Raw genomic sequence first — 22,143 nt, 5'->3', positions numbered from 1 at the left:
ATAAACGAGGTGACCTGATGAGTTACATATTATCTATCGACCAAGGAACGACGTCAACACGTGCAATCCTCGTCGATAAAAATGGAGATATTAAAGCGACATCGCAAATGGAGTTTAAACAATATTTCCCTAAATCTGGTTGGGTAGAACATAACGCAAACGAAATTTGGAGTTCTGTATTATCTGTTATCGCTCAAGTACTCGGAGATAACAATTTAACAGCCGATATGATAAAAGCAATTGGTATAACAAATCAACGTGAAACGACCGTCGTGTGGAACAAACACACTGGTCTTCCGATTTATAATGCAATTGTTTGGCAATCGAGACAAACTGATGGAATTACTGAAGAGTTAAGAGCAAATGGCTATGAGGAGTTATTTAAAGATAAAACTGGTCTTATATTAGATCCGTATTTTTCAGCGACGAAAGTTCGTTTTATACTCGACAACGTTGAAGGCGCACAAGAAATGGCAGAAAACGGTGATTTACTATTTGGAACGATCGACAGCTGGATTGTGTGGAAATTAACATCTGGAAAAACACATATTACAGATGTCACAAATGCAAGTCGTACGATGTTATTTAACATTCATACGCTCAAGTGGGATGATGAGATTTTAGAAATTCTAAATATTCCTAAGAAAATGTTGCCTGAAGTAAAATCTTCTAGTGAAATTTATGCGTATACGGATACAAATCATTTCTTTGGTGCTTCAATTCCAATCGCAGGAATCGCTGGTGACCAGCAAGCGGCACTATTTGGTCAAACGTGTTTTGAAGAAGGAGAAGCAAAAAATACATATGGTACTGGCTGTTTCCTACTATTAAACACAGGTGAGGAAGTACCCGCTTCAAACTATGGATTAATATCTACTATCGCATATCAATTAAAAGATGAACCTGTTAAATACGCACTGGAAGGATTGATATTTGTTGCGGGGAGTGCCGTTCAGTGGTTAAGAGATGAAATGATGTTCTTTGATGATGCGGCAAAAAGCGAACAACTCGCAACTGAAATTGATGACACGGATGTCTATGTCGTTCCTGCGTTTACAGGACTCGGTGCGCCATATTGGAATATGCATGCACGCGGGGCGATGTTTGGTATCACTCGCGGCACGTCTAGAGAAGACATTATACGTGCGACGTTAGAATCACTCGCATACCAAACGTATGACGTTCTAAATGCGATGCGTAAAGATAGTAAGACAGAAATCAAGCAGTTAAACGTCGACGGTGGTGCTTCTGCAAATGACTTTTTAATACAGTTCCAGTCGGATTTACTTGAATGTACTGTTGAAAGGCCAAAATATTTAGAGTCAACTGCACTTGGCGCAGCATTTTTAGCAGGTCTTGCTGTTAATTTCTTTGAATCAAAAGAAGCGTTAAAAGAACTGAAGTCAATTGACCAGACTTTTCATCCTCAAGAAAACAAAGAAAAAATTAACAAAAAGTACGACGGATGGAAACGCGCGGTTAAAGCGACAGAACTATTTTCAAACTAAAAAAACTCTATTGAGATTTTTCTCAATAGAGTTTTATTTTTATTGTAAGTCAAATGTAAATGTGCCGTCTTTTACGTCGATATCGACGTGTAGACCTTCTTCTAAGTTCGACTCAATCATTTTAATTGCGAGTGGTGTTTCAATTTCACGTTGAATGTAACGTTTTAATGGTCGTGCACCAAACTCTGGTTCGTACGCTTCTTTAACGATATATTTTTTAGCGTCTTGTGATACTGAAATACTCATATGTTGGTCGCTTAATCGGTCATTTAACTCATCGATTAACTTATCGACGATACCTGTCATATTTTCTTCAGTTAATGGACTAAACATAACGATGTCATCCATACGGTTTACGATTTCTGGTTTAAAGTGCGTTAACACTTCACTCATAACGACTTCTCTCGTTTTATCGTTAATTTCTCCACCTTGAATCATCGTATCGAGTAGATAATGTGATCCTAAGTTCGATGTCATGATGAGAATAGTATTTTTAAAATCAACAGTACGACCTTGAGAATCTGTCAGTCTACCGTCATCCATAATTTGAAGTAAGATGTTAAACACATCTGTATGTGCTTTTTCAACTTCATCTAAAAGAATCACCGAATACGGATGTCTTCTCACTTGCTCAGTTAATTGTCCACCTTCTTCGTATCCAACGTATCCTGGAGGCGCTCCGATTAATCTAGACACTGCGTGTTTTTCCATATACTCACTCATGTCGATACGAATCATGTTGTCTTCACTATCAAACATCGTTTCAGCAAGTGCTTTTGCGAGTTCTGTTTTACCGACACCTGTTGGTCCTAAGAATAGGAAGCTACCAATTGGACGGTTTGGATCTTTAATACCTGCTCTTGCACGAATAACTGCGTTAGATACGAGTTCTACCGCTTCATCTTGACCAACGACACGCTGATGAAGTAATTTCGGTAAATTAAGCAGACGATCTTTCTCTGTTTCAACGAGTTTTGTCACTGGAATTCCTGTCCATTGTGATACGATCATACCGATTTCTTCATCTGTAACAACTTCACGGATAATACGGTCTTTACCGTCTGTTTCGTCATGAAGTTCTGCTTCAAGAGCATTTAACTCTGCTTGAAGTTTCGGAATAATACCGTGCTGAAGTTCAGCAGCACGCTCTAATTGATAGTTGCTTTCTGCTTCCTCTAATTCTTGGCGCGCTTTATCGATTTCTTCACGTTTACGAGATACTCCGCTAATTTGCTCACGTTCACGCTCTACTCTTGCAGTTAGAGATTGTTGTGCTTCTCTCGCATCAGCAAGTTCTTTTTGAAGTTCTTCTAAACGTGCTTTAGATACTGGGTCGTCCTCTTTTAATAATGCTTGTTCTTCGATTTCCATCTGCATTACTTTACGATTGATTTGGTCGAGTTCAGTTGGGTTAGATCCCATTTCTGTACGAATTGTTGCACTCGCCTGATCGACTAAGTCGATGGCTTTATCTGGTAAAAATCGTTCTGTAATATATCTGTCTGACAATTCTGCTGCAGCAACTAACGCACGGTCTGTGATTCTTACCCCGTGGTGTACTTCATAACGTTCTTTCAGACCACGTAAAATTGAAATTGTGTCGTCGACTGTCGGTTCACTAACGAGTACTCTTTGGAAACGACGCTCTAATGCAGAGTCTTTTTCGATATATTCACGGTACTCATTTAACGTCGTTGCACCAATCATATGGAGTTCACCGCGTGATAACATCGGCTTAAGCATATTACCAGCGTCCATTGCCCCATCTGTTTTACCTGCACCAACGAGCATGTGTACTTCATCGATGAATAATAAAATTCTACCGTCTGCTTCTTTGATTTCTTCTAATACTGCTTTTAAGCGCTCTTCAAATTCCCCTCGGAATTTTGCACCTGCTACGAGTGCTGCTAAATCTAATTCAAAAATTGTTTTATTCTTTAGTGAATCTGGCACGTCTCCACGAACGATACGCTGTGCGAGCCCTTCAACGATTGCAGTTTTACCGACACCCGGTTCACCAATTAATACTGGGTTGTTTTTACGTTTTCTACTTAATATACGAATCGTGTTACGGATTTCCTCATCTCTACCGATCACAGGATCCATATTACCTTTACGTACTTCTTCGACAAGGTCACGACCGTATTTTTGTAATACTTCATATTGAACTTCTGGATTTTGAGTCGTCACGTGTTTTCCTCCTCTAATCTTTTTAATGATTTCTTTTACGATTGTATCTTTATTTCCAATTTGTGCTTTTAATGTGTCGTCTACATTTAATGCAGCGAGTAAAAGATGTTCTTGAGAGATATATTCATCGTTCATATCTCCCATTACTTTTTCTGCTTCACTAATTAAGCGACTAAATCCTTGAGACATATATTGCCCATACTGAACGTTGTCTCCTTCTACTTTGATAAAACTTTTGAGTTTTTCATCATATTGTTTAATCAATTCATCTACATTAATATTTGCGCGTTGTAAAATATCTTTTGCCATTGAATCACTGACTGTAAATAATGCTTTTAATACAGCAGCGAGTTCAATCGTTTGAATTTTATGTTCAACTGAAATTTGTTGTGCACGTTCGATGATTGACTGCACTTTAAAAGTCATTTTATTGATATCCATTTCCTCACCTCAAGTGTTTGACCAATTTTGACTATACTTATATTATACATCGTTATATTTTATTTTCAAGCGTTTCACTCAAGTTTTTGACCTTTTTTGACTATTTATTTTCGCTTTATTTATATATCACTTTGTACTATAGTTGTAATATTGATTAGGAGGACTTTAAATCATGGATATCGATATAATAGAACTGATTAAATATATATTCTTAGGGATATTACAAGGGTTAACCGAACCAATTCCTGTCTCTTCGAGTGGTCATTTAGTAATGGCGCGTGAACTTTTTGGAATTGAAGCGAGTGGTTTATCGTTTGAAATATTTTTAAACACTGCTTCACTCATTGCGGTGTTGTTCATATATTGGAAAGATATTTATGAAATTGCGAAAAACTTTTTACGATACGTATTTAAAAAAGATAGAGATATAGAAGCAACGACGGATTTTAAATATGTTATTTACTTAATTATCGCAACAATACCTGTTGGAGTTTTAGGATTTTTACTAAAAGATGTTATTGGAGATAATGTATCGATTGGTTTTGTAGGGTTAATGCTTCTCGTTACAGGGACTGCTCTATGGTTTATAAAAAATAAATCAGGTGTTAAACGTGACGGTGAATTAACTGTTAAAGATTCCATCATCGTCGGTCTCTCACAATGTGTGGCGTTAATTCCAGGAATTAGCCGAAGCGGTGCGACACTCGTCGGTTCGATGGCAGTTGGACTTGAGAAGAAAAACGCATTAAGATTTGTATTCTTACTATATATACCAGTGTCACTTGGTACGGCAATATTATCGATTTCAGATATCGCGACTGATCCGATGCTCGACACACTACTCGTTCCTTACCTTGCATCATTCGTCGTTACAATAATCGCGACGTATATCGGGTTTAAATTACTAGAAGGTGCATTAACGAGTGGTCGCCTCATATATTTCAGTTACTACTGCTTCGCAGCAGGTATATTTGCGATTATGTACCAATTTATCGTGTTATCGTAAACGAGTGATTGCTTAATTTAACGCAAAATGCTTTTGTGTAAACGACCACTCGATTAGTTTGACAATTACGCGATTTGTGTTAATGAAACAGAGGCTCGTTTAACGCAAATCGAATTTAAGTTAAAAGATGAAAAACAATTTTACACAACACGTAATTACGTAAACGACCATGCAATTAATTTTACGCAAATCAAAATTCACGAGGTTTTTCATCTGAAGATAGGTCGGAGATGTGCTGAAGACCCCGTTAGCACATTTAATTTAACGCAATTCAGTTACGTCCATATAATTGTGTAAAATAGAAAAAAGAGCCATCGCATTCTCTGTTATAATTTAGTTACCAACAAAAATTAACAGGGAGAGAATACAAATGACTCAACTTAATTTTACAGTAGATATGAAAAAAATTCTAGAGGATATCTCTGGAAGTAACCTTAATGAAATGACTAAGGGTCTTCTAACTTTAGTGTTAAATCAAGTGATGCAAGAAGAACGAGATGAATACATGGGTATTGGCTCATATGAAAGAAACAGTAGTCGAAAAGACTATCGTAATGGCAGTTATCGCCGAGGGTTCACAACGTTAGTTGGAAAAATTGAACTCGAAGTCCCACGAACACGTTCCGGAGAGTTTTCACCACAGGTATTTGAGAAGTGGCAAAGAAAGGACCAGGCGCTCGTGCTTTCTTTGATTGAAATGGTAGTCAGCGGTGTGTCTACGCGTAAAGTCACTAAAATTGTGGAAGAACTAGTCGGAGAAAGTGTCTCGAAATCATTCGTATCTAACGTGATGAAACGATTAAATCCAGAAATCCAAGACTTCGCGGAGCGTTCATTAACACACAATATATTTAAATATGTATCAGTAGATGCGATGTATATTAAAGTACGTGAGAATCATAGAATCGTCTCTAAAGCTGTGTATATTGCGCTCGGTATTGGTGTAGATGGTCATCGTGAAGTACTTGGGTTTAAAGTGGATGATGCTGAGAGTAAGAATCACTGGGGACACTTTTTACGTGACTTAAAAAATCGTGGATTAACACAACCAGAACTCATTACTTCAGATTCACATCAAGGTTTAAAGCAGGCGATTCAAGAAGAGTTTCCGGGCACACCTTGGCAAAGATGCACAGTCCATTTCTTAAGAAACATTACGAATGTAATGCCTAAAAAAGGTTCAACTGTTGCGCGTCAATTATTGAGAGAGATTTTTCATACGACAACACCCCAACATGCACGAGAAGCAAAAGAGAAGTTTTTAGACTTTGTATCAGAGGATCCAAGATTTAATCACGCGGTAGAAATTTTAGAAAGTGGATTTGACGATGCGATTCAATGTTTAATGTGTCCAGCGGCTAGACAAAAGTTTTTAAAAAGTACAAACGCACTCGAACGACTAAATAGTGAGTTAAGACGTCGTGAGCGCGTTGTTAGAGTATTTCCAAATATCGAGTCTGCATTTCGTTTAATTGGCGCACTTCTTCTTGATGCGAATGAAGCCTATAAAGAAACAAATAGAAAAGTGAGCGCGTTCGTGGAAGCTAAAGAATAACAGAGAGATTTTTTATTTTACACAATATTTAAGACTTGACCCGCAATTCGTTTTTCTGTTAACGAGAACTCTATTTCGTTCATGCATTTTACCTATTCGTTAACAAGATGAAGCACGCGTTCACGCAAAATGACTTTATGTAAACATCTTAATCATTTCATGAACAAAAAGAATCTAAACGTCAACGAAAAATAAAAGTCGTTCATGTAAATCTAATTTACGTTAAAATAAAAAACCAGCCGAACTTTTTAAGTTCGACTGGTATTTTTTATCTTTCTTCTGGTACAAATAATCGCTTTGCGACTGAGTATAAAATAATAACAATTGCTATACATACTGTCGTATTAATTAAGAACGTTGTACCATTAGCAATTAAGCTATATAACCAAGCTGGTTGGCCTTCTGGTGCGTAAATCCCCCAGAAAATCCACCCTGCAAAAAAGTGCATCGTGTAACGTAACAGAATCGCTAAAAATGAAAATGCAACAATTGATACTAAGTTTCTATACTTAGATGCCACTCCAGCAACTCCGAGAATACCGAATGCGAGTGGATATTCTAAAATAAATTGTACCGGATGTATGTAGTTCCCTGCCGCATCTCCTGTTACAATTTGTAAAATCGCCCAGATTAAACCTCCGAGCACCCCTGCGCCGACTCCACGTCTAATCGCAAGAATTAAAATTGGTACCATTGAAAAACTAAAGCTGTACGGCCCAATTTTGAATGCAGAATCGATCCAGTCGATTCCCATACTTAATGCAGCTAATATCGCAATTTCCATCATTACGACGAGCTTGTCATTAGATCTTGTCATAAATACACTTCCTAAAAGTTTACTTATGAATCAATCGCGTATCATATTCCTTCGCGAGAATTACCTCAACAGGTTCAAGGGTATAATCTCAGCAATTATGCACCCCTTATGATTCATAGCAATTAATAGTATATTGTAAACACACTTTCCTATCAACTCTCTTTTAGAAATTAAAAAGCGCTCAACATAATGTTGAGCGCTTAAATATTATGATACACCTAAAGCGATCTTCGCATAACGTGACATATTATCTTTTGTCCAAGGTGGATTCCAAACAATTTGAACGTTCACGTTTTTAACTTCCGGTAATTCTAATAATGATTCTTCAACCATTTGTACAATCTCTGGACCCATCGGGCACCCCATTGACGTAAGTGTCATTTCAACACCCGCATTACCATCTTCATCTAAAAACACACCGTAAACTAAACCTAAGTTTACAATATCTATACCGAGCTCTGGGTCAATAACGTTTTCTAACGCACCGAGCATGCTTTCTTCCATTGCTTTATCCATATTCTGTCACCTCGCATATATTATCGTATATTCAATATAACAAATATTAAACAACTAGTGAATAATAATGCTATTATTAAAGTAGTCGAAAGGATGATTTTCATGAAACCGTATCTTATATGTTTAGATTTAGACGGCACGTTACTCACTGATGAAAATACAATTGGAGACTATACAAATCGTGTCGTTCAAGAATTAAAAAGACAAGGACACTACGTCATGATTACTACGGGGCGACCGTATCGTGCGTCAGTTCCTTACTATAAAGAGTTACGATTAAACACACCAATCGTTAACTTTAACGGTGCATTCGTGCACCACCCATTAGATTTTGAATTTAAAACATTACAAGAAACATTACCTCAAGATGTTATCGAGGATATCGTCGTACATATCGATAAATACGACATTAAAAACATTGTCGCAGAAGTTCGTGATGATTTATACTTCCAATATCACGACAGCGTCTTAATGGATGAGTTTTATATGGGAGACCCTAAAAAAGTCGCAGGTGACTTACGTGATAATATGCCAGAAGAAGCAACGTCACTTCTCATTAAAACAACTGAAGACCGCATCGATTATATTCGTCACGCATTTGATAATGTGTATGCTGAAACACTTGCACATAGGCAGTGGGCACCACAACTTGCGATCATCGAGATTATCAAAAAAGGTGTCTCAAAAGCGACAGGTATCAAATATGTATTAGATGCTTTAAACTTAGATGAGTCTCGTACAATCGCATTTGGAGATGAAGACAACGATCTTCAAATGATCGAGTACGTCAGTCATGGTGTCGCTATGAAAAACGCAATCGATGAATTAAAAGATATCGCTAAAGACGTCACGCCGTTTGATAACAACAACGACGGTGTCGGTCGATATTTAAATGATTACTTTAACTTAAATATTGAATATAAGGAGTTATAATATGAAATTATTAGTAGATAGCTGTTCAGACATCAGTTTAGATTTCGCTAAAGAACATCAGTTATTTTTTATACCACTAACAATCAACGTCGACGGTAAAGAGTATCTCGACAAATACGAAATTTCAAGTGAAGAAGTATCAAAAGCAGTCGATGATGGCATTCGTCCACTGACGAGTCAAGCAAACCCAGATGAGTTATATAACTATTTTAATGAAGCTTTAAAAGAAGACTCGACGATTATTTATTTATCGTTTTCAAGTCAATTATCTGGAACGTATCAAAGTGCGAACATCGCGCGCGATATGATTTTAGAAGAGCGTGACGACGTTGATATTACTGTCATCGACTCGTTAAGTGCAAGTTACGGTTACGGACTACTCGTTGAACGCGCTGCAAAATATGTAAATGACGGTTTATCTAAAGAAGAAGTTATTAAAAATATCGAAAGAGATAAAGCACACATTCGTCATTTATTTACAGTATCTGATTTAGATTACCTCGCTAAAGGTGGTCGTCTCTCTAAAGGGCAAGCATTTTTAGGTAGCCTTTTAAACATTCGCCCTCTTCTCCATGTAGAAGACGGAAAACTCGTACCGATTGAAAAGTATCGCGGAGTGAAACGCGTTTTAAAACGTATGGTTGAACTTATGAAAGAAGAAGGTGCAGCGACTGAAGTACACATTACTCATGCTGACAACTTAAAAGATGCAGAAGCGTTAAAAAATCTAATTTTAAAAGAGACGGATTTAACGAACGTTCAAATTTCTAGTATCGGTCCAACGATTATTTCACATACTGGGAACGGAACAATTGCACTATTTTACTTTACTGAAGGAGTGTAATATATGAAACTTGTCATAATCGGTGGATTATCAGGTGGAATGACGGTGGCAAGTCAATTTAGACGACTCAATACAACGAGCGAAATCGTTGTATACGATAAAAACCCATATGTAAGTTTCGCAAACTGTGGTTTGCCGTATTATTTATCTCGTGAAGTGAGCGAGAGATCTGATTTAATCGCGCGTACTCCTGAACAATTAAAAAATCAAGGCATCGATGTGCATACTGAACATGAAGTCATTTCAGTAAACGATAAGGAAAATTATGTTACAGTGAAAAATTTAAAAACAGGAGACACATTTGACGATCCATACGACAAATTAATAGTATCTCCTGGTGCACAAGCAAATGAAATAGAAGCAGTAAAACACGCACCACAATCATTTGTACTTCAGCACTTACATCATTTAGATCTCATCGAACAATATATTACTGAAAATGACGTTAAGCATGCAGTTGTAATCGGTACAGGATTTGTTGGTCTTGAAGTGTCTGAACAGTTACGTAAGCGTGGACTTGAAGTAACCATTCTCCAACATAACGAAAGAGTATACAGCACAATAGAAGAAGAGTTTAGTGAACCGATTAAAGAAGAGATGGATAAAAACGGCATTCGATTAGAACTAAACAGTGAACCTGTAAAGTTAGATGGAACAAAGCTTACGTTAAATAATGGTGAAGTCATCGATGCAGAACTCATCATTCAAGCAATTGGTATTACACCGCGTACAGACTTTTTAAAATCGTCTAACGTCGTCATGAATGACGGATATATACCTGTCGATGAATATGGATTAACAAACATCGACAATATTTACGCTATCGGGGACGCAATAGAAACACATTACCAGCACGTACCTCATAAAAAAGTATCTGTGGCGCTCGCTTGGCCTGCACATCGACTCGCGTACATTATCGCAAATCATCTTGCTGAAAACGATCAGTACAAACACGACGGATTACTTTCAGTATCTATTTTAAGATATTTCGATGTTGCTGTTGGTAAAATGGGATTATCATTAAAAGACTTAGAAGACGAAGACTATATCATCGTTGAGCAAACACAAAATAATAAAGCAGGATATATGCCAGGTGCAAAACCTTTATCGTTAAAAATTTACGTCGACAAAAATACACGTAAAATTTTAAGAGCATCCGGTATAGGTGAAAAAGGACTCGACAAACGTTTAGATATACTCTCAACACTCACACGTCTCGGTGGGACTGTTGATGATCTAATTAACATTGAGGTTGCATATGCACCTCCATTTAGTAGTCCAAAAGATATCGTCAATATGCTCGGATATAAAGCAATCGGGAAGCTATAATAGCTTCCCGATTATTTTATCTATTCTCTTTTCTTTTACTACGTTTTGCAACGATAAATATAAATATCGCAAATCCACCGAATATTAATAGACTTGAAATTAAGTACCAATGGTTTAGACCAGGTGATTCAATGACTGCAAATAATTCTGTTAACTCTCTGTCAATGACAGGGTATAATGAATTTCCGTGCGGTTGCACACGCTCACCAAGTAATAACCCACTCAGTTCTTTTCCATCTTTTACATATTCATCAGTAATCTCTAATTTTTGTGTCTCACTCGTGTTGTTAATTTCTAATATAAAATCAACGTCATCTGTTTTAAATAACACAGTATATAGACCGTGATTATTTACAATCGTTTCAGTGTCACGATTTAATAAGTTCGGATGTTGATTAAATACTTCAGTAGTTGTTTTCATAAACTCATGAACTTCTTTATCTGTCCATAAATTCATTTGTGGATGAATCGTTTCGAAATTATCCCCGTTTTGTGCAATTTCAGTTCCGTAAGTTACAAACATTGGTCCATCATGCGCGATTAAATACGGATATAACATTTTTACACGAGTCCCAGGGAAGAGATTGTTTTTAACTGCATATGACGTAAAACGTTCACTAAAGAAGTGATCCGCCATTAAAATTTCTTCACTGTTCGTATACTCAGGAATATCTTTATCGAGTCCTCCGAATGCTTCTGCAATACTTTTTCGTTTTGAATCGTAAGCAGTGTAATCAAAGTTTGTAGCATCGACATCTTCACTTAAGACGACCGCATACGTTTTAATATCGTTTGGTAAAATTTCCGTTCTATCGACATTTTGTACGATGTACATACTGACACCATCAATATCAAAGTTATTGACGAATTCAGTCATCAATTCTTTATATTTTTGACGATTTTCTTCATTGTTAAAATCAATAAATTGACGGTCGATTAGATCGATATACTCTTCCATAATCGGTGTCATTTGTGGATTGTCTAAAGCAGTAAACTCATCCGTCGCTATCGTCGGAAGATCCACGATAACTTTTAAATCTTTGTCATGTGCTTTACTTATAAAGTCTTTAAACTTCTCTTCTCCACCGAAGCGTTCAGCAATTTTTGTGTAGTCCGTGACGCTATACCCGAGGATGTCAGAATTGTCCATTTCAAATACTGGACTTAATTGAATCGTGTCAAATCCCATCTCTTTTATGTAGTCTAACTGATTCTCAATACCTTCTAAGTCTCCACCGTACGGTAAATAATAATCACTATTTTTGTTATCAAACGAATCATTATCTTCATTTTTATTTAAAAATCTATCGATTACAATTGTATATACACGTGACGTATCGTCAGACTCTGCATAGACATCACTAATATGTATAGATGAAAACATTAAGATAAATAACGTGACATATAAAAACTTCTTCAATCTACGTCCACCTTTCAATTATGTACATTCAATTATACTGGATTTTAATTTTTTATGTATAGAAAAATAGTAAGTTCACTGATTCTACATAAAAAAACTGCAGAATAATCTGCAGTTTTAATATTATAAAACACCTAATGGTAAGTAAGAACCAAGTAGAACTGTAACGATAATTACAACGATCGCGATAATTAAAAGCATTTGTACGTTCGTTTCTTTTTTCTCGCGAACAAGTGTCATTTCCATTAGAGCAATCGCTCCAAGTCCGAGTAATGCTTTTAGACCATACATCATATGACCGTTACTTATGTTACCAATGATACTTAAGTTTTGAATGAAAATCATTACACCACTAAATAGTACGATAATGTAAAACAGTCTTAGTGTCATGTGTAAAATAAACGCTCTACGATTTTCAGATGTAGGATTTCCTTTGTATGAAAAATACGTAATTAGAAATAATACAAAAGCGAGCGCAATTGCTGTTAAGTGTAAATGTAACATCATGTGTCTCCTTTATTTAATATAAGTTGTTAACGTACCAATTCCATTAATTGATACTCGAACCGCATCGCCTGACTCTAAGAAATCAGGGTGCTCCATTCCTGCTGCAACTCCTTCTGGAGTTCCTGTTGCGATAATATCTCCAGGTAACAGTTTCACGTACTTAGAAACTTCTGCAATAATATCTTCAACAGATAGAATCATATCACGTGTATTTCCGTCTTGACGAATCTCATCGTTCACTTTTGTAACGATCGATACGTTATTTAAGTTCGGTAATTCATCTTTAGTCACGATATATGGACCAACTGGTGCTGCTAAACTTTTCCCTAAGAAAAATTGTTTGAATGATTTTTGTAAATCACGTGCTGTGATGTCGTTTACAATCGTATAACCGTACACGTAATCTAGGGCTAAGTGTGGTTGAACGTTATGCGCTTCTTTACCGATTACAATACCAAGTTCACCTTCATAGTCTAACTCGTCAGTGACGTCACTAAATGACTCGATTGTACCTTCATCACCAACTAAACTTGAATTTGCTTTCGTAAATACAGTCAGTGATACTTCATTATTTAACTCATCTGCGTGTTTTTTATAGTTACGACCGAAACAAATCAGGTTGTTTGGTGGTGCAACTGGTGGTAAAAATTCAATTTCGTTAAACGGTGCTTTGTATAAATGGTTATTATCGTCCGCTTCAGCTTTTTCAACTAAAGTACGTACGATTTCTTGGAAATCTAACGTATTATACGTCGTGATTCCTTCAAGTAAAGTTTTTGGATATTCTTTTTCTTCTCCAAATTGTTCAAATAGTTTTGGTAAGCTCCAAGCACTATCTTCTCTTTTCACTTTCACTCCGTAAGTCGGATTGCCTTTATAAGTAAATGATAAAAATTTCATGAGACGACTCCTTTATCCCTTTTAATTAGTATAACAAAACATCGCTTTAATATCTTTAAAATTAACTAACGTTTATTTTTAAAAATTTCTAATAGTGTAATATTGAATTTATTTAATATGTGCATGAGCGCATATAATACGATGAGTATTATAAATATAATTAAAACGAGCGTTGCCACTGTGACTTCTCCGTAATAATTAAAACCGATTCCGTAAAAAATGATGCTCATTAAAAAGTTAAATACGATAAATAAAAACAACACGTATTTCCCAGGAATTTCAAACAGTAGCGTCGCGAATTTAGGTGCTTGTTCGACGAGTAATATTATCGTTAAGAATAATGCAAATCCGAGCATCATACCACCAATATTTTCCCCAATCAGCTTTCCACTTCTACTGCCTAAACTTAATACTTCGATCATTTTTATAAAAAGTGCACTCGTTAATACAACAAGCGTTAAAATAAACCCTTTTGTTTTAAAGTATTTCTCGATATCGATACGTCCTAAAATACTACCGATAAATGTAAGTGGTAATGAGACGAACATAAACAGACTAAAGAAATCCATTGCACGGATGGAAGATACGTTTAATTCAATCATCGAAATGATATCTTTTTCACGGTATACTCCGAGATAATTATTCAGTTGCTGGATGCTTGAGTATATAATATCATTTGTTGAAACGGACGTTAACGCTGGTATAATTGTCCAAACGACTAAATATAAAATTAATAATATAACAGCTGTGATTAAGCTAATTATTAATGAATTTTCTCTAAAGAATAAAACGACCATACCACTTAATGGGATGACAAATAATATAATAAAACCATTAAATAATACACTACATCCAAGTAACACTAAAAATACTAGAGATAATCGTTTTAAGACGGTTACCTTATCATATTCTTGTCTTGAAATGATTAACCCCGTCACAAGAGACAGAAGTGGTATCATTACCCCACTAAATATTAAATGGTAGAGCTGAAATGATCTCAGCTCTCTACCATATAAATACTCGTAAGGATTTACGTAAATAATCGGGAGTAAATAATAAATTCCAACGGCAAACATTGTAAAAATAATTGTAAAACCAATGAGTGCATTATCCTTTTTGACAGTCATAGACATTTAACACTCCATAATTGAAATAATATAAGTACACATCTACTTGTGCGTTTAGTGCGTGTTCAATTGAACGTCTATATATATCCATTTGAACACTGTATCGTTCTATTAAATCTGCTTCTGATTCATTTGTAACTCGATCCGTTTTGTAGTCAATAATAATATAACGATCATCATGTTTCACTAAGCAGTCTACAATACCTTGTACCATCTTACCATTTACATCGCTAATATCGATCGTTTTTTGACTCATTATAAATGGTAATTCTGTATAGTTTTGTAGAGACTCTTTAAATATAGATTGTATCGTTTTATCTTCAACAAATCGTAATCCATACTCCGTCATGCGTGCTCTGTTTTCTTCAGTCACATATTCTAAATCTTGTGTGTAGTTATGTACGATTGCACGTACTAAACTTTCTTTATTGTCACTTTGAATGATTGAATCTATTCGATGAACGACTTGTACCATCACTTCATGCATAATCGTCCCGAAAATCGGTGCATCTTTTGTGTCATCTAAAAATGCAGGCTTTCTAAGTCGAACTTCTTTTTTGTAAATGTCCGTTCTTAACTCTGCGGTTTCATCGATTGTTTCGTTTCTGCGTTTGATTTCAGTGACAGAGTCTTTGACACTCTCTAAATAGTCGTCTCCACCTTTATATTGATAATTGAGTCGTTCAATAATTTCTGGTGAAGGATACACGCTATCCGTTAAATCAAATAAGTCATCGAGCGATAAACGTTCTGTCACCTCAGCAGTCGCTTCTCCATTATCGTAATACATAGATGTCTTAAAGTATGGATTGTCTTTATTCGCAAATAAAATTGGAGCGAGTAATGTTCTATAATCACTAGCGTTTAACCTGAATTCTTTTGGTAGTGGTACGTTCGGTTCTATTGAATCGACGTCAATGTCTTTAATTTCAAACAAGTCTAAAAACGATGCGTTTTCTTCTTGATAAGATTCGAATTCCTCTAAAGATTCGTCTTTTAATAATGGGATATATAAACATTCTTCTGCTCGTGTTAATGCAACATATAATAAGCGAAGTCTTTCTGAAATATCTTCTTTATGAAGCATATCTTTCATATATTCATAATGTAAGTTAGACTGTATAAGTTTATGAGTCGCGTCATAAGTTTTCATCGACACACCATACATCGGGTGAACGAGTATCGAATCATTTAAATCACGACTTCTTAAACTGCGCTGATTATTCACTAAAAAGACGTGCTTAAATTCTAATCCTTTAGATGAGTGAATCGTCATTACTCTAACGACATCTTCTTCCTCACTTACGACTTGCTCCTCACCAAAATCAACATTACGATCTGATAAGTATTGAATATAGTTTATAAATTCATACAGTGAATGGTGGTTTCGTTTCATAAATTCCATACTATAAATGAGTAGTCCATTTAAATTTGCCTTACGTGTATCACCACTCGGAAGTCCCGCGAAGAATTCGATAATATCGTATCTGTTGTACATATATTTTAATAACGATGTGACCGAACGATATTTCGCTTCTTCTTGTAACAACTGTAATTCTGATAAAAGAAATTCAATTTTTTCTTTTGTTTCATCGTCTACATCATAATTTTTTAATGACTTATAGAAATATCCACGTTTGTTTTCATCGCTAACTCGTATTTTAGCAATATCTGTATTTGTAAAATTAAAGAAAGGCATACGACATAGACCAACTAAATGATCGTCTTGAAGCGGGTTATCAATCACTGAAATAAAGTTCACCATCGTACGTATTTCAAGCGTGTCAAAATACCCCGTGTTATTTTCGTATACTAACGGTATGTTATATTCTTTAAATTTACTATGATACGTATCGATGGCTTGTCGTGCTGGCGTTAAAATAACGATATCTTTATAATCGACGTTTTGTTCGCGTAACTCTAAGATTTTCTTGATGACATAATTAATTTCTGCTTCTTCCTTAGACAGTGCACCTTTTAAATATACGATGCCTTCAATTTCTGTTTGGATTGGCGTTTTATTTTTCTCTAGACCAACGTGTAACGCTTCGTTATCCGTATAATCGATTTCACCGACATCCCGGTCCATGAGATGCTTAAAGATAAAGTTCGTCGTTTCTAACACGCCGATATTCGAACGGAAGTTTTTGTTTAAAGTAATTAACGTACCAGAATTTTCTTGTTGGAACGCATCCATCTTTTCTAAAAAGAGTTTAGGTTCTGCTTGACGGAATCTGTAAATCGATTGTTTAACGTCTCCAACCATAAATAAGTTTCCATCGTGCGCATCACCAGATTTTAAACGCATAATAATCGATTCTTGTACTCTATTTGTATCTTGGTACTCATCGATCATCACTTCTTTAAACTTATTCTGATACAGTTTACTAATCTCTCCATCGTTACGAGATAAAATATCAATCGCATAGTGTTCGTAATCGTTAAAGTCCATCGTGTTCGATTCACGTTTACGTTTACCATACGCTTCAATTAATTCCACTCCGAGCTGTATAAAAGTATTCCGTACACCGTTCATATTTGCCATTTCTTCTAAAAATGAATCTAACGTCATAACGCTTAATCCTATAACAGCTTTTCGCTTTTCACTCGTTTGATCAATCAGTTGACTAATATAGTTTTTATCCGCTTCATCTTCGATACTCTTATATACTTTAGTACTTCTAGGAAGCACTTTTTGATTTACTTCTGTTGAAGATGCAGTGTTATTTCTAACTTTTAAATGGATGGCTTTAAATTCATCCGCGAGGTTTTGTAATTTTTTAATTTGTGCATCGTTATAATCTAAGTCCACATGTACTGAAAATAAACCTTCTAGCAGCTGGTCTACCGCTTCAAGTGCTTCTTCGATTATTTTTAAGTTTTTGTCTTTATAGCGGTCGTAAATTTCTGTTAACATTTCGACATCTAACCACTCGTCCATTAGCCCTTCTAAAAATGAAAGTGGATGTTCTGTCGCAATCGCTTCGTTATATAACTTTAATACTGCTCTTTTTAAATAATCGTTTTGTTTATCTGTAGATAAAAACTCCTCAAGCATTACAAAATTTTCATCGTTATCTTGATAATGTGTTTCAAGAATTTGATCTAATACATCATTTTTTAACGTCGTCGTTTCTTCGTTAGATAACGTGCGCATGTCTGGAGAAATACCAATCGTATTGTAATGGTTTTGAATTAAAAACTGACAAAAGCTATGTAGCGTACTAATATGTGCATCATTTACTTTTAATATCTGACTTTCTAAACGTTTCTTTTCGCTATCGTTTGTCGAGTTTTTTAAGCGATCAATTAATGCTTCTCCGAGCTTTGATTTCATATCTTTCGCACTTGCGTTTGTAAATGTCGATACGAATATTTCATCGATAGAATATGTATCGTTTAATATATTCGTAATAATACGCTCGACGAGGACAGCTGTTTTACCACTTCCTGCTGCTGCAGACACTAATACGTCGCTACCTCTTGTATCAATCGCACGTTGCTGATCTATCGTAAATTGTTTACTCAACCGCCTCGCCTCCTCGCTTAATTTTCTCTACTGCTTCAGTTACTTCTTGCGAATCTTTATCAACAAAATCACGTTGGTTCATCATATAGTCGATGTTACATGCAGATTTAAATTTACAATAACGACAAGGTTCAAGCACGCCTTTCTCTAAAATAGGGTTTATTTTAACATTACCGTCGTATATATCATCAACCGCATGTTTTACTTTCTCAACCGCATAGTCCTTAAAACGTTCATACATATCAATGGATAAGAATCGTGATTCTGATTGGCCACTTACCTTACCTTTTGATTTAAACCCTTTATAATAACCTCTAGGATCAGCTTCCGCTTTTAAAAGTGGTGATAGACTATCAAGAGTCGATGCTTCTAAATAATCCACGTCGTTTTCATTAACAACTATTAACCCTTTTGGTTTTAACTGATCTTCTTTTAGTTCTTTTAACATCTCTTCATACTTTTCAGGTGTTTTCGCAGTCAATAATTTATTTTGCGTTTGATTGTTAGCACTCGTTTTTGTAGTTACGACTGGATAGAACATCATCGTTAACGGCAGTACATTTTCTCCGAATTTATCAGCATTTGACTCAATAATATTCATATAAATAAATTGTTGAAGTTCTGTTCCGAGATATACGTCTTTTAAATCGAGATCTTTAGTTTTACTTGATTTATAATCGATTAAAGAGATATAAGTACCATCTTCACGTACATTTGTATCAATTCGGTCGATAATTCCTCGTAGATTTACTATGTTTTTCTTTTCAGTCTCGAGTTGATACGCACCAAACAAATCGTTTTCGTGACCGAATTTTTCTTCTAAATATTGAATGTTAAAATTCGATGCCTCTAAATAACGTTGTAAGTTAATCACGACATCTGTGATTGTCTCAATACTTTTTAGTTTTAATATTCTATAGTATCCCGTATGTTCAAATATACCGTGAGAAATATTTTTAACTGCAGTATTCACAGACTCTGTTACTGCTTTGTTAATATCAGATGGTGTTTTTTCACGAAGTTCATAGTTAAAATGATTTTTCAACACATCTTCTATAACTGAGTGGTATAAGTTACCGAGGTCTACCGCTTCAAGTTTAAATTCTTCTCGCTGATTGAGTTTTAAACCATACTCCATAAAATGTTGGAACTGGCAATTATAAAAGCTATGAAATCGCGAGACAGACCCACTTAAAGCATCACCGTATAATTCTGTTGCGACTGATATATCGATTTTTTCACTTTCGTTTTTATACGATAAATTTCTCACTAACTGATTAAATATGTCTTTATGATTAACGTCATTTTTAAGCGCTTGAAGTGTTTCTAAAAATACTTTATCTTTAACACCTTTTGTCACTGTATCTTTATATTCTTTCGGTGTGTTTAAAATATTTCTTAAGTGCTCAAGGAGTAAATCACGCATACTATTGATGCTGGAGATATTATATTCCACATCTCGAGTACCATATAACGACGGATTGATCACCGGCATGTTTGATGCGTTTTTTAACTCCTCAACAAACGGGCTAATTTTTGTCGGCTCATTTTTTAAATTACCTACCGCATAGCTAATGAATAGTCCATCCGTTGGACGCGTCACACCATGATAAAAGACAAAGCGCTCATCTTGACGAAGTACTTCATCTCTTGGAGAGATTTGAATGTCGTTCAATTCAAACGCTTCTTTTTCTTCGTCAGTGATAATATCGTTATGACTCATATCCATCGGCATGACGTTATTGTTCATACCGATCATAAATATATATTTTTTATTTTCTACTTTCGCAAGGTCCAGTAATCCAACAGTAACTTCATCGAGTGTTGCTGGTAATAAATTAAATTCTGCTTCAAGTAGACCTTCCATTAAGTTATCGACAAAAATGTTAAACTCAACCGTTTCTTCTCCATATACGATATTCGCGTCATCTAGAAGACCGATAAAGTGGTTGTACGCATCTTCAGTTTCATTTTGACGATTTTTGTTATCAATATCGTCGATATGTTGTTCGAGTCGTTCTAATACACCATTTTCTTCTAAAAAGCTATATATAGTACGGATGTAATCAATCGCTTTTGCACCGTCGTTCAATTTAGCGTAAAGATTTTCTAATGCGCCGAGCACTCTGTTTTTATAGTCGAGCATCGCTTTGATTTTTAGTTCATCATCTTCAGTGAGTTTTAATTCTTTACCGTCGTCTCGTGTTTCTAGAAAGCGTCTAAATAAATCATCATTAAATAATCCGGATTTATAATCGATTCCAGATTCTAATATGACGTTTTCAAAAAAGTATAATGCATCGTCGTCATTTTTATAATTTAAATAACCACTTTTCATAATGTTAATGATCGATTCACGCTTAAAATTTTGACGATAGGCGTTAAATACACTCATCATAAATTGTATAAATGGATGTTGCACCATTTTATACTTTTGATCGACAGAATATGCGATGTTGAACTTTTCAAAGTAATAACGTAGTACTTCGATATAATTACTATCTCGATATAAAATACCGATATCTTTATATCGAACATTTTTTGTACGTACGAGCGTCTCGATTTGTCGCATCACTTCTTCGACTTCGACTCTCATATTCGGTGCTTTTATAAGCTTAATGCCGTCATTACTATTTATCGGTGTACCTTTACGTAGAAAACGTTCAACTTCATATAACCCCTCACTGTTTGCACGATAGTTTTCATGAGAAAATTCGATGACTTTAACTCCATCGCTACCAAACAATTCCTCTCTTTTTAAACTAGCGATGACGTTTTCTGTCTTTCTAAAGAGCTCTAAATTATCCCCGCTATGCATCAGTAAAAGTGTAATGTCATCAGTAAATCGAGTGAGCGTCTTAATAAGTTGAAGTTCTAGTTCTGTAAAGTTATGGAACCCATCGATATAAATCGTCGCATGATTTAAACTTTCAACTTCATTCACATCGATTGTCTGTAGTACTTCTAAAAAATGTGGCATTAAGTTAATGTTTTCAATTGAATAGTCTTCAATTGTATCGATCCATGTACGATAGACTTTTACGAGGTCTTCATACTTCTCTTTCGTACGGTTATCTTTAAACGTTAAGCTTTCAATATCCTCAGCACTAATATCATAGTTAATAAACTCTTGAATCGTCTTTAAAAGCTTTTGCGAGAATTTTATATATTGCCTTGAATCTTTATAGTACTTTAACGTGTCGGGTTCGAACTGCTCAAGGATTTTATGTATAAGCATAATATGTCCGACTTCACTAATATGATTTTTTTCTCGATGTCCAATTTCATTAAAAACATGCCAAATAAAACGAGAGAAGCTTAAGACTGTCGTTCTTAAACTTCCTTTGTACGTTTTATCTTCATCTGTCGTTAATATTTCTTCATACGTTAAAGTGTTTTGCGTTGGTGTTATGATATAAATTCGATGTCCAAGTGGATCATTATCCGTTTTCTCATTAATTTGTCTAAACATCTCTTTAGATTTACCGGCACCACTTATACCTGTCCATACTTTAATCATC

General features: G+C 35.4%; 15 protein-coding genes and 1 riboswitch. Of the genes, 6 read left to right on the top strand and 9 right to left on the bottom strand.

Translation table 11 applies throughout. The features are described 5' to 3' along the window. Positions 1-14 precede the first annotated feature (14 nt). Positions 15-1,508: a glycerol kinase GlpK gene (gene glpK / locus CJ229_RS08425; protein ID WP_317846635.1), complete on the top strand. Its 1,494-nt coding sequence runs from the start codon at positions 15-17 to the stop codon at positions 1,506-1,508. Positions 1,509-1,547: 39 nt separating this feature from the next. On the opposite strand, the gene clpB is transcribed toward glpK, so the two are convergent. Beyond that, positions 1,548-4,139, bottom strand: a complete 2,592-nt coding sequence (gene clpB / locus CJ229_RS08420) for an ATP-dependent chaperone ClpB (protein ID WP_102167197.1) — start codon at positions 4,137-4,139, stop codon at positions 1,548-1,550. A gap of 172 nt (positions 4,140-4,311) precedes the next feature. Here clpB and CJ229_RS08415 point away from each other — a divergent pair, with 172 nt between their 5' ends. Together CJ229_RS08415 and CJ229_RS08410 are read left to right on the top strand one after the other, a co-directional pair. Then, positions 4,312-5,145, top strand: coding sequence for an undecaprenyl-diphosphate phosphatase (locus tag CJ229_RS08415; protein ID WP_145998136.1), 834 nt, complete (start codon positions 4,312-4,314; stop codon positions 5,143-5,145). Positions 5,146-5,515: 370 nt separating this feature from the next. Then, positions 5,516-6,700, top strand: a complete 1,185-nt coding sequence (locus CJ229_RS08410; protein ID WP_317846569.1) for an IS256 family transposase — start codon at positions 5,516-5,518, stop codon at positions 6,698-6,700. A gap of 268 nt (positions 6,701-6,968) precedes the next feature. Here the strand turns inward: CJ229_RS08410 and thiT are convergent, their stop codons facing one another. Then, positions 6,969-7,517 carry an energy-coupled thiamine transporter ThiT gene (gene thiT / locus CJ229_RS08405; RefSeq protein WP_070457429.1) on the bottom strand — a complete coding sequence of 183 codons (549 nt, stop codon included), beginning with the start codon at positions 7,515-7,517 and terminating at the stop codon, positions 6,969-6,971. A gap of 29 nt (positions 7,518-7,546) precedes the next feature. After that, positions 7,547-7,634, bottom strand: a riboswitch (TPP riboswitch). Between the two features lie 90 nt (positions 7,635-7,724). Then, a complete protein-coding gene (locus tag CJ229_RS08400; protein ID WP_040929346.1) occupies positions 7,725-8,033 on the bottom strand; it encodes a metal-sulfur cluster assembly factor in 309 nt (102 codons plus the stop codon). A gap of 102 nt (positions 8,034-8,135) precedes the next feature. Between CJ229_RS08400 and CJ229_RS08395 the strand changes: the two genes are divergently transcribed. Genes CJ229_RS08395 through CJ229_RS08385 form a run of 3 tightly spaced genes read left to right on the top strand, consistent with a single transcriptional unit; the run spans position 8,136 to position 11,139 of the window. Then, positions 8,136-8,966: a Cof-type HAD-IIB family hydrolase gene (locus CJ229_RS08395; RefSeq protein WP_070457427.1), complete on the top strand. Its 831-nt coding sequence runs from the start codon at positions 8,136-8,138 to the stop codon at positions 8,964-8,966. A gap of 1 nt (position 8,967) precedes the next feature. Continuing rightward, on the top strand, positions 8,968-9,810 hold the full coding sequence (locus CJ229_RS08390; RefSeq protein WP_102167795.1) for a DegV family protein: 843 nt from the start codon (positions 8,968-8,970) through the stop codon (positions 9,808-9,810). Positions 9,811-9,813: 3 nt separating this feature from the next. After that, on the top strand, positions 9,814-11,139 hold the full coding sequence (locus tag CJ229_RS08385; RefSeq protein ID WP_102167794.1) for a CoA-disulfide reductase: 1,326 nt from the start codon (positions 9,814-9,816) through the stop codon (positions 11,137-11,139). 16 nt (positions 11,140-11,155) lie between these two features. On the opposite strand, the gene CJ229_RS08380 is transcribed toward CJ229_RS08385, so the two are convergent. From CJ229_RS08380 to CJ229_RS08355, 6 genes are all read right to left on the bottom strand, one after another. Next, positions 11,156-12,559, bottom strand: coding sequence for an alpha-amylase family glycosyl hydrolase (locus CJ229_RS08380; protein ID WP_102167793.1), 1,404 nt, complete (start codon positions 12,557-12,559; stop codon positions 11,156-11,158). 123 nt (positions 12,560-12,682) lie between these two features. Further along, positions 12,683-13,063, bottom strand: a complete 381-nt coding sequence (locus CJ229_RS08375) for a YisL family protein (RefSeq protein ID WP_102167792.1) — start codon at positions 13,061-13,063, stop codon at positions 12,683-12,685. Positions 13,064-13,075: 12 nt separating this feature from the next. Beyond that, positions 13,076-13,966 carry a fumarylacetoacetate hydrolase family protein gene (locus CJ229_RS08370; RefSeq protein ID WP_102167791.1) on the bottom strand — a complete coding sequence of 297 codons (891 nt, stop codon included), beginning with the start codon at positions 13,964-13,966 and terminating at the stop codon, positions 13,076-13,078. A 65-nt stretch (positions 13,967-14,031) separates the two neighbouring features. Continuing rightward, positions 14,032-15,099 carry a DUF418 domain-containing protein gene (locus CJ229_RS08365; protein ID WP_070623196.1) on the bottom strand — a complete coding sequence of 356 codons (1,068 nt, stop codon included), beginning with the start codon at positions 15,097-15,099 and terminating at the stop codon, positions 14,032-14,034. Then, complete coding sequence (gene addA / locus CJ229_RS08360; RefSeq protein ID WP_102167790.1) at positions 15,074-18,622, bottom strand: helicase-exonuclease AddAB subunit AddA; 3,549 nt, start codon at positions 18,620-18,622, stop codon at positions 15,074-15,076. The genes CJ229_RS08365 and addA overlap by 26 nt, the downstream gene beginning before the upstream one ends. Next, positions 18,615-22,142, bottom strand: coding sequence for a PD-(D/E)XK nuclease family protein (locus CJ229_RS08355; RefSeq protein WP_102167789.1), 3,528 nt, complete (start codon positions 22,140-22,142; stop codon positions 18,615-18,617). Before CJ229_RS08355 ends, addA begins: the two co-directional genes overlap by 8 nt. Position 22,143: the final 1 nt, after the last annotated feature.

It is taken from the genome of Nosocomiicoccus massiliensis, assembly GCF_002871345.2.
Taxonomy (GTDB): Bacteria; Bacillota; Bacilli; order Staphylococcales; family Salinicoccaceae; genus Nosocomiicoccus; species Nosocomiicoccus ampullae_A.
Note: the sequence above shows the minus strand (reverse complement) of the source record. Positions and strands in the feature narration are given on the sequence as shown.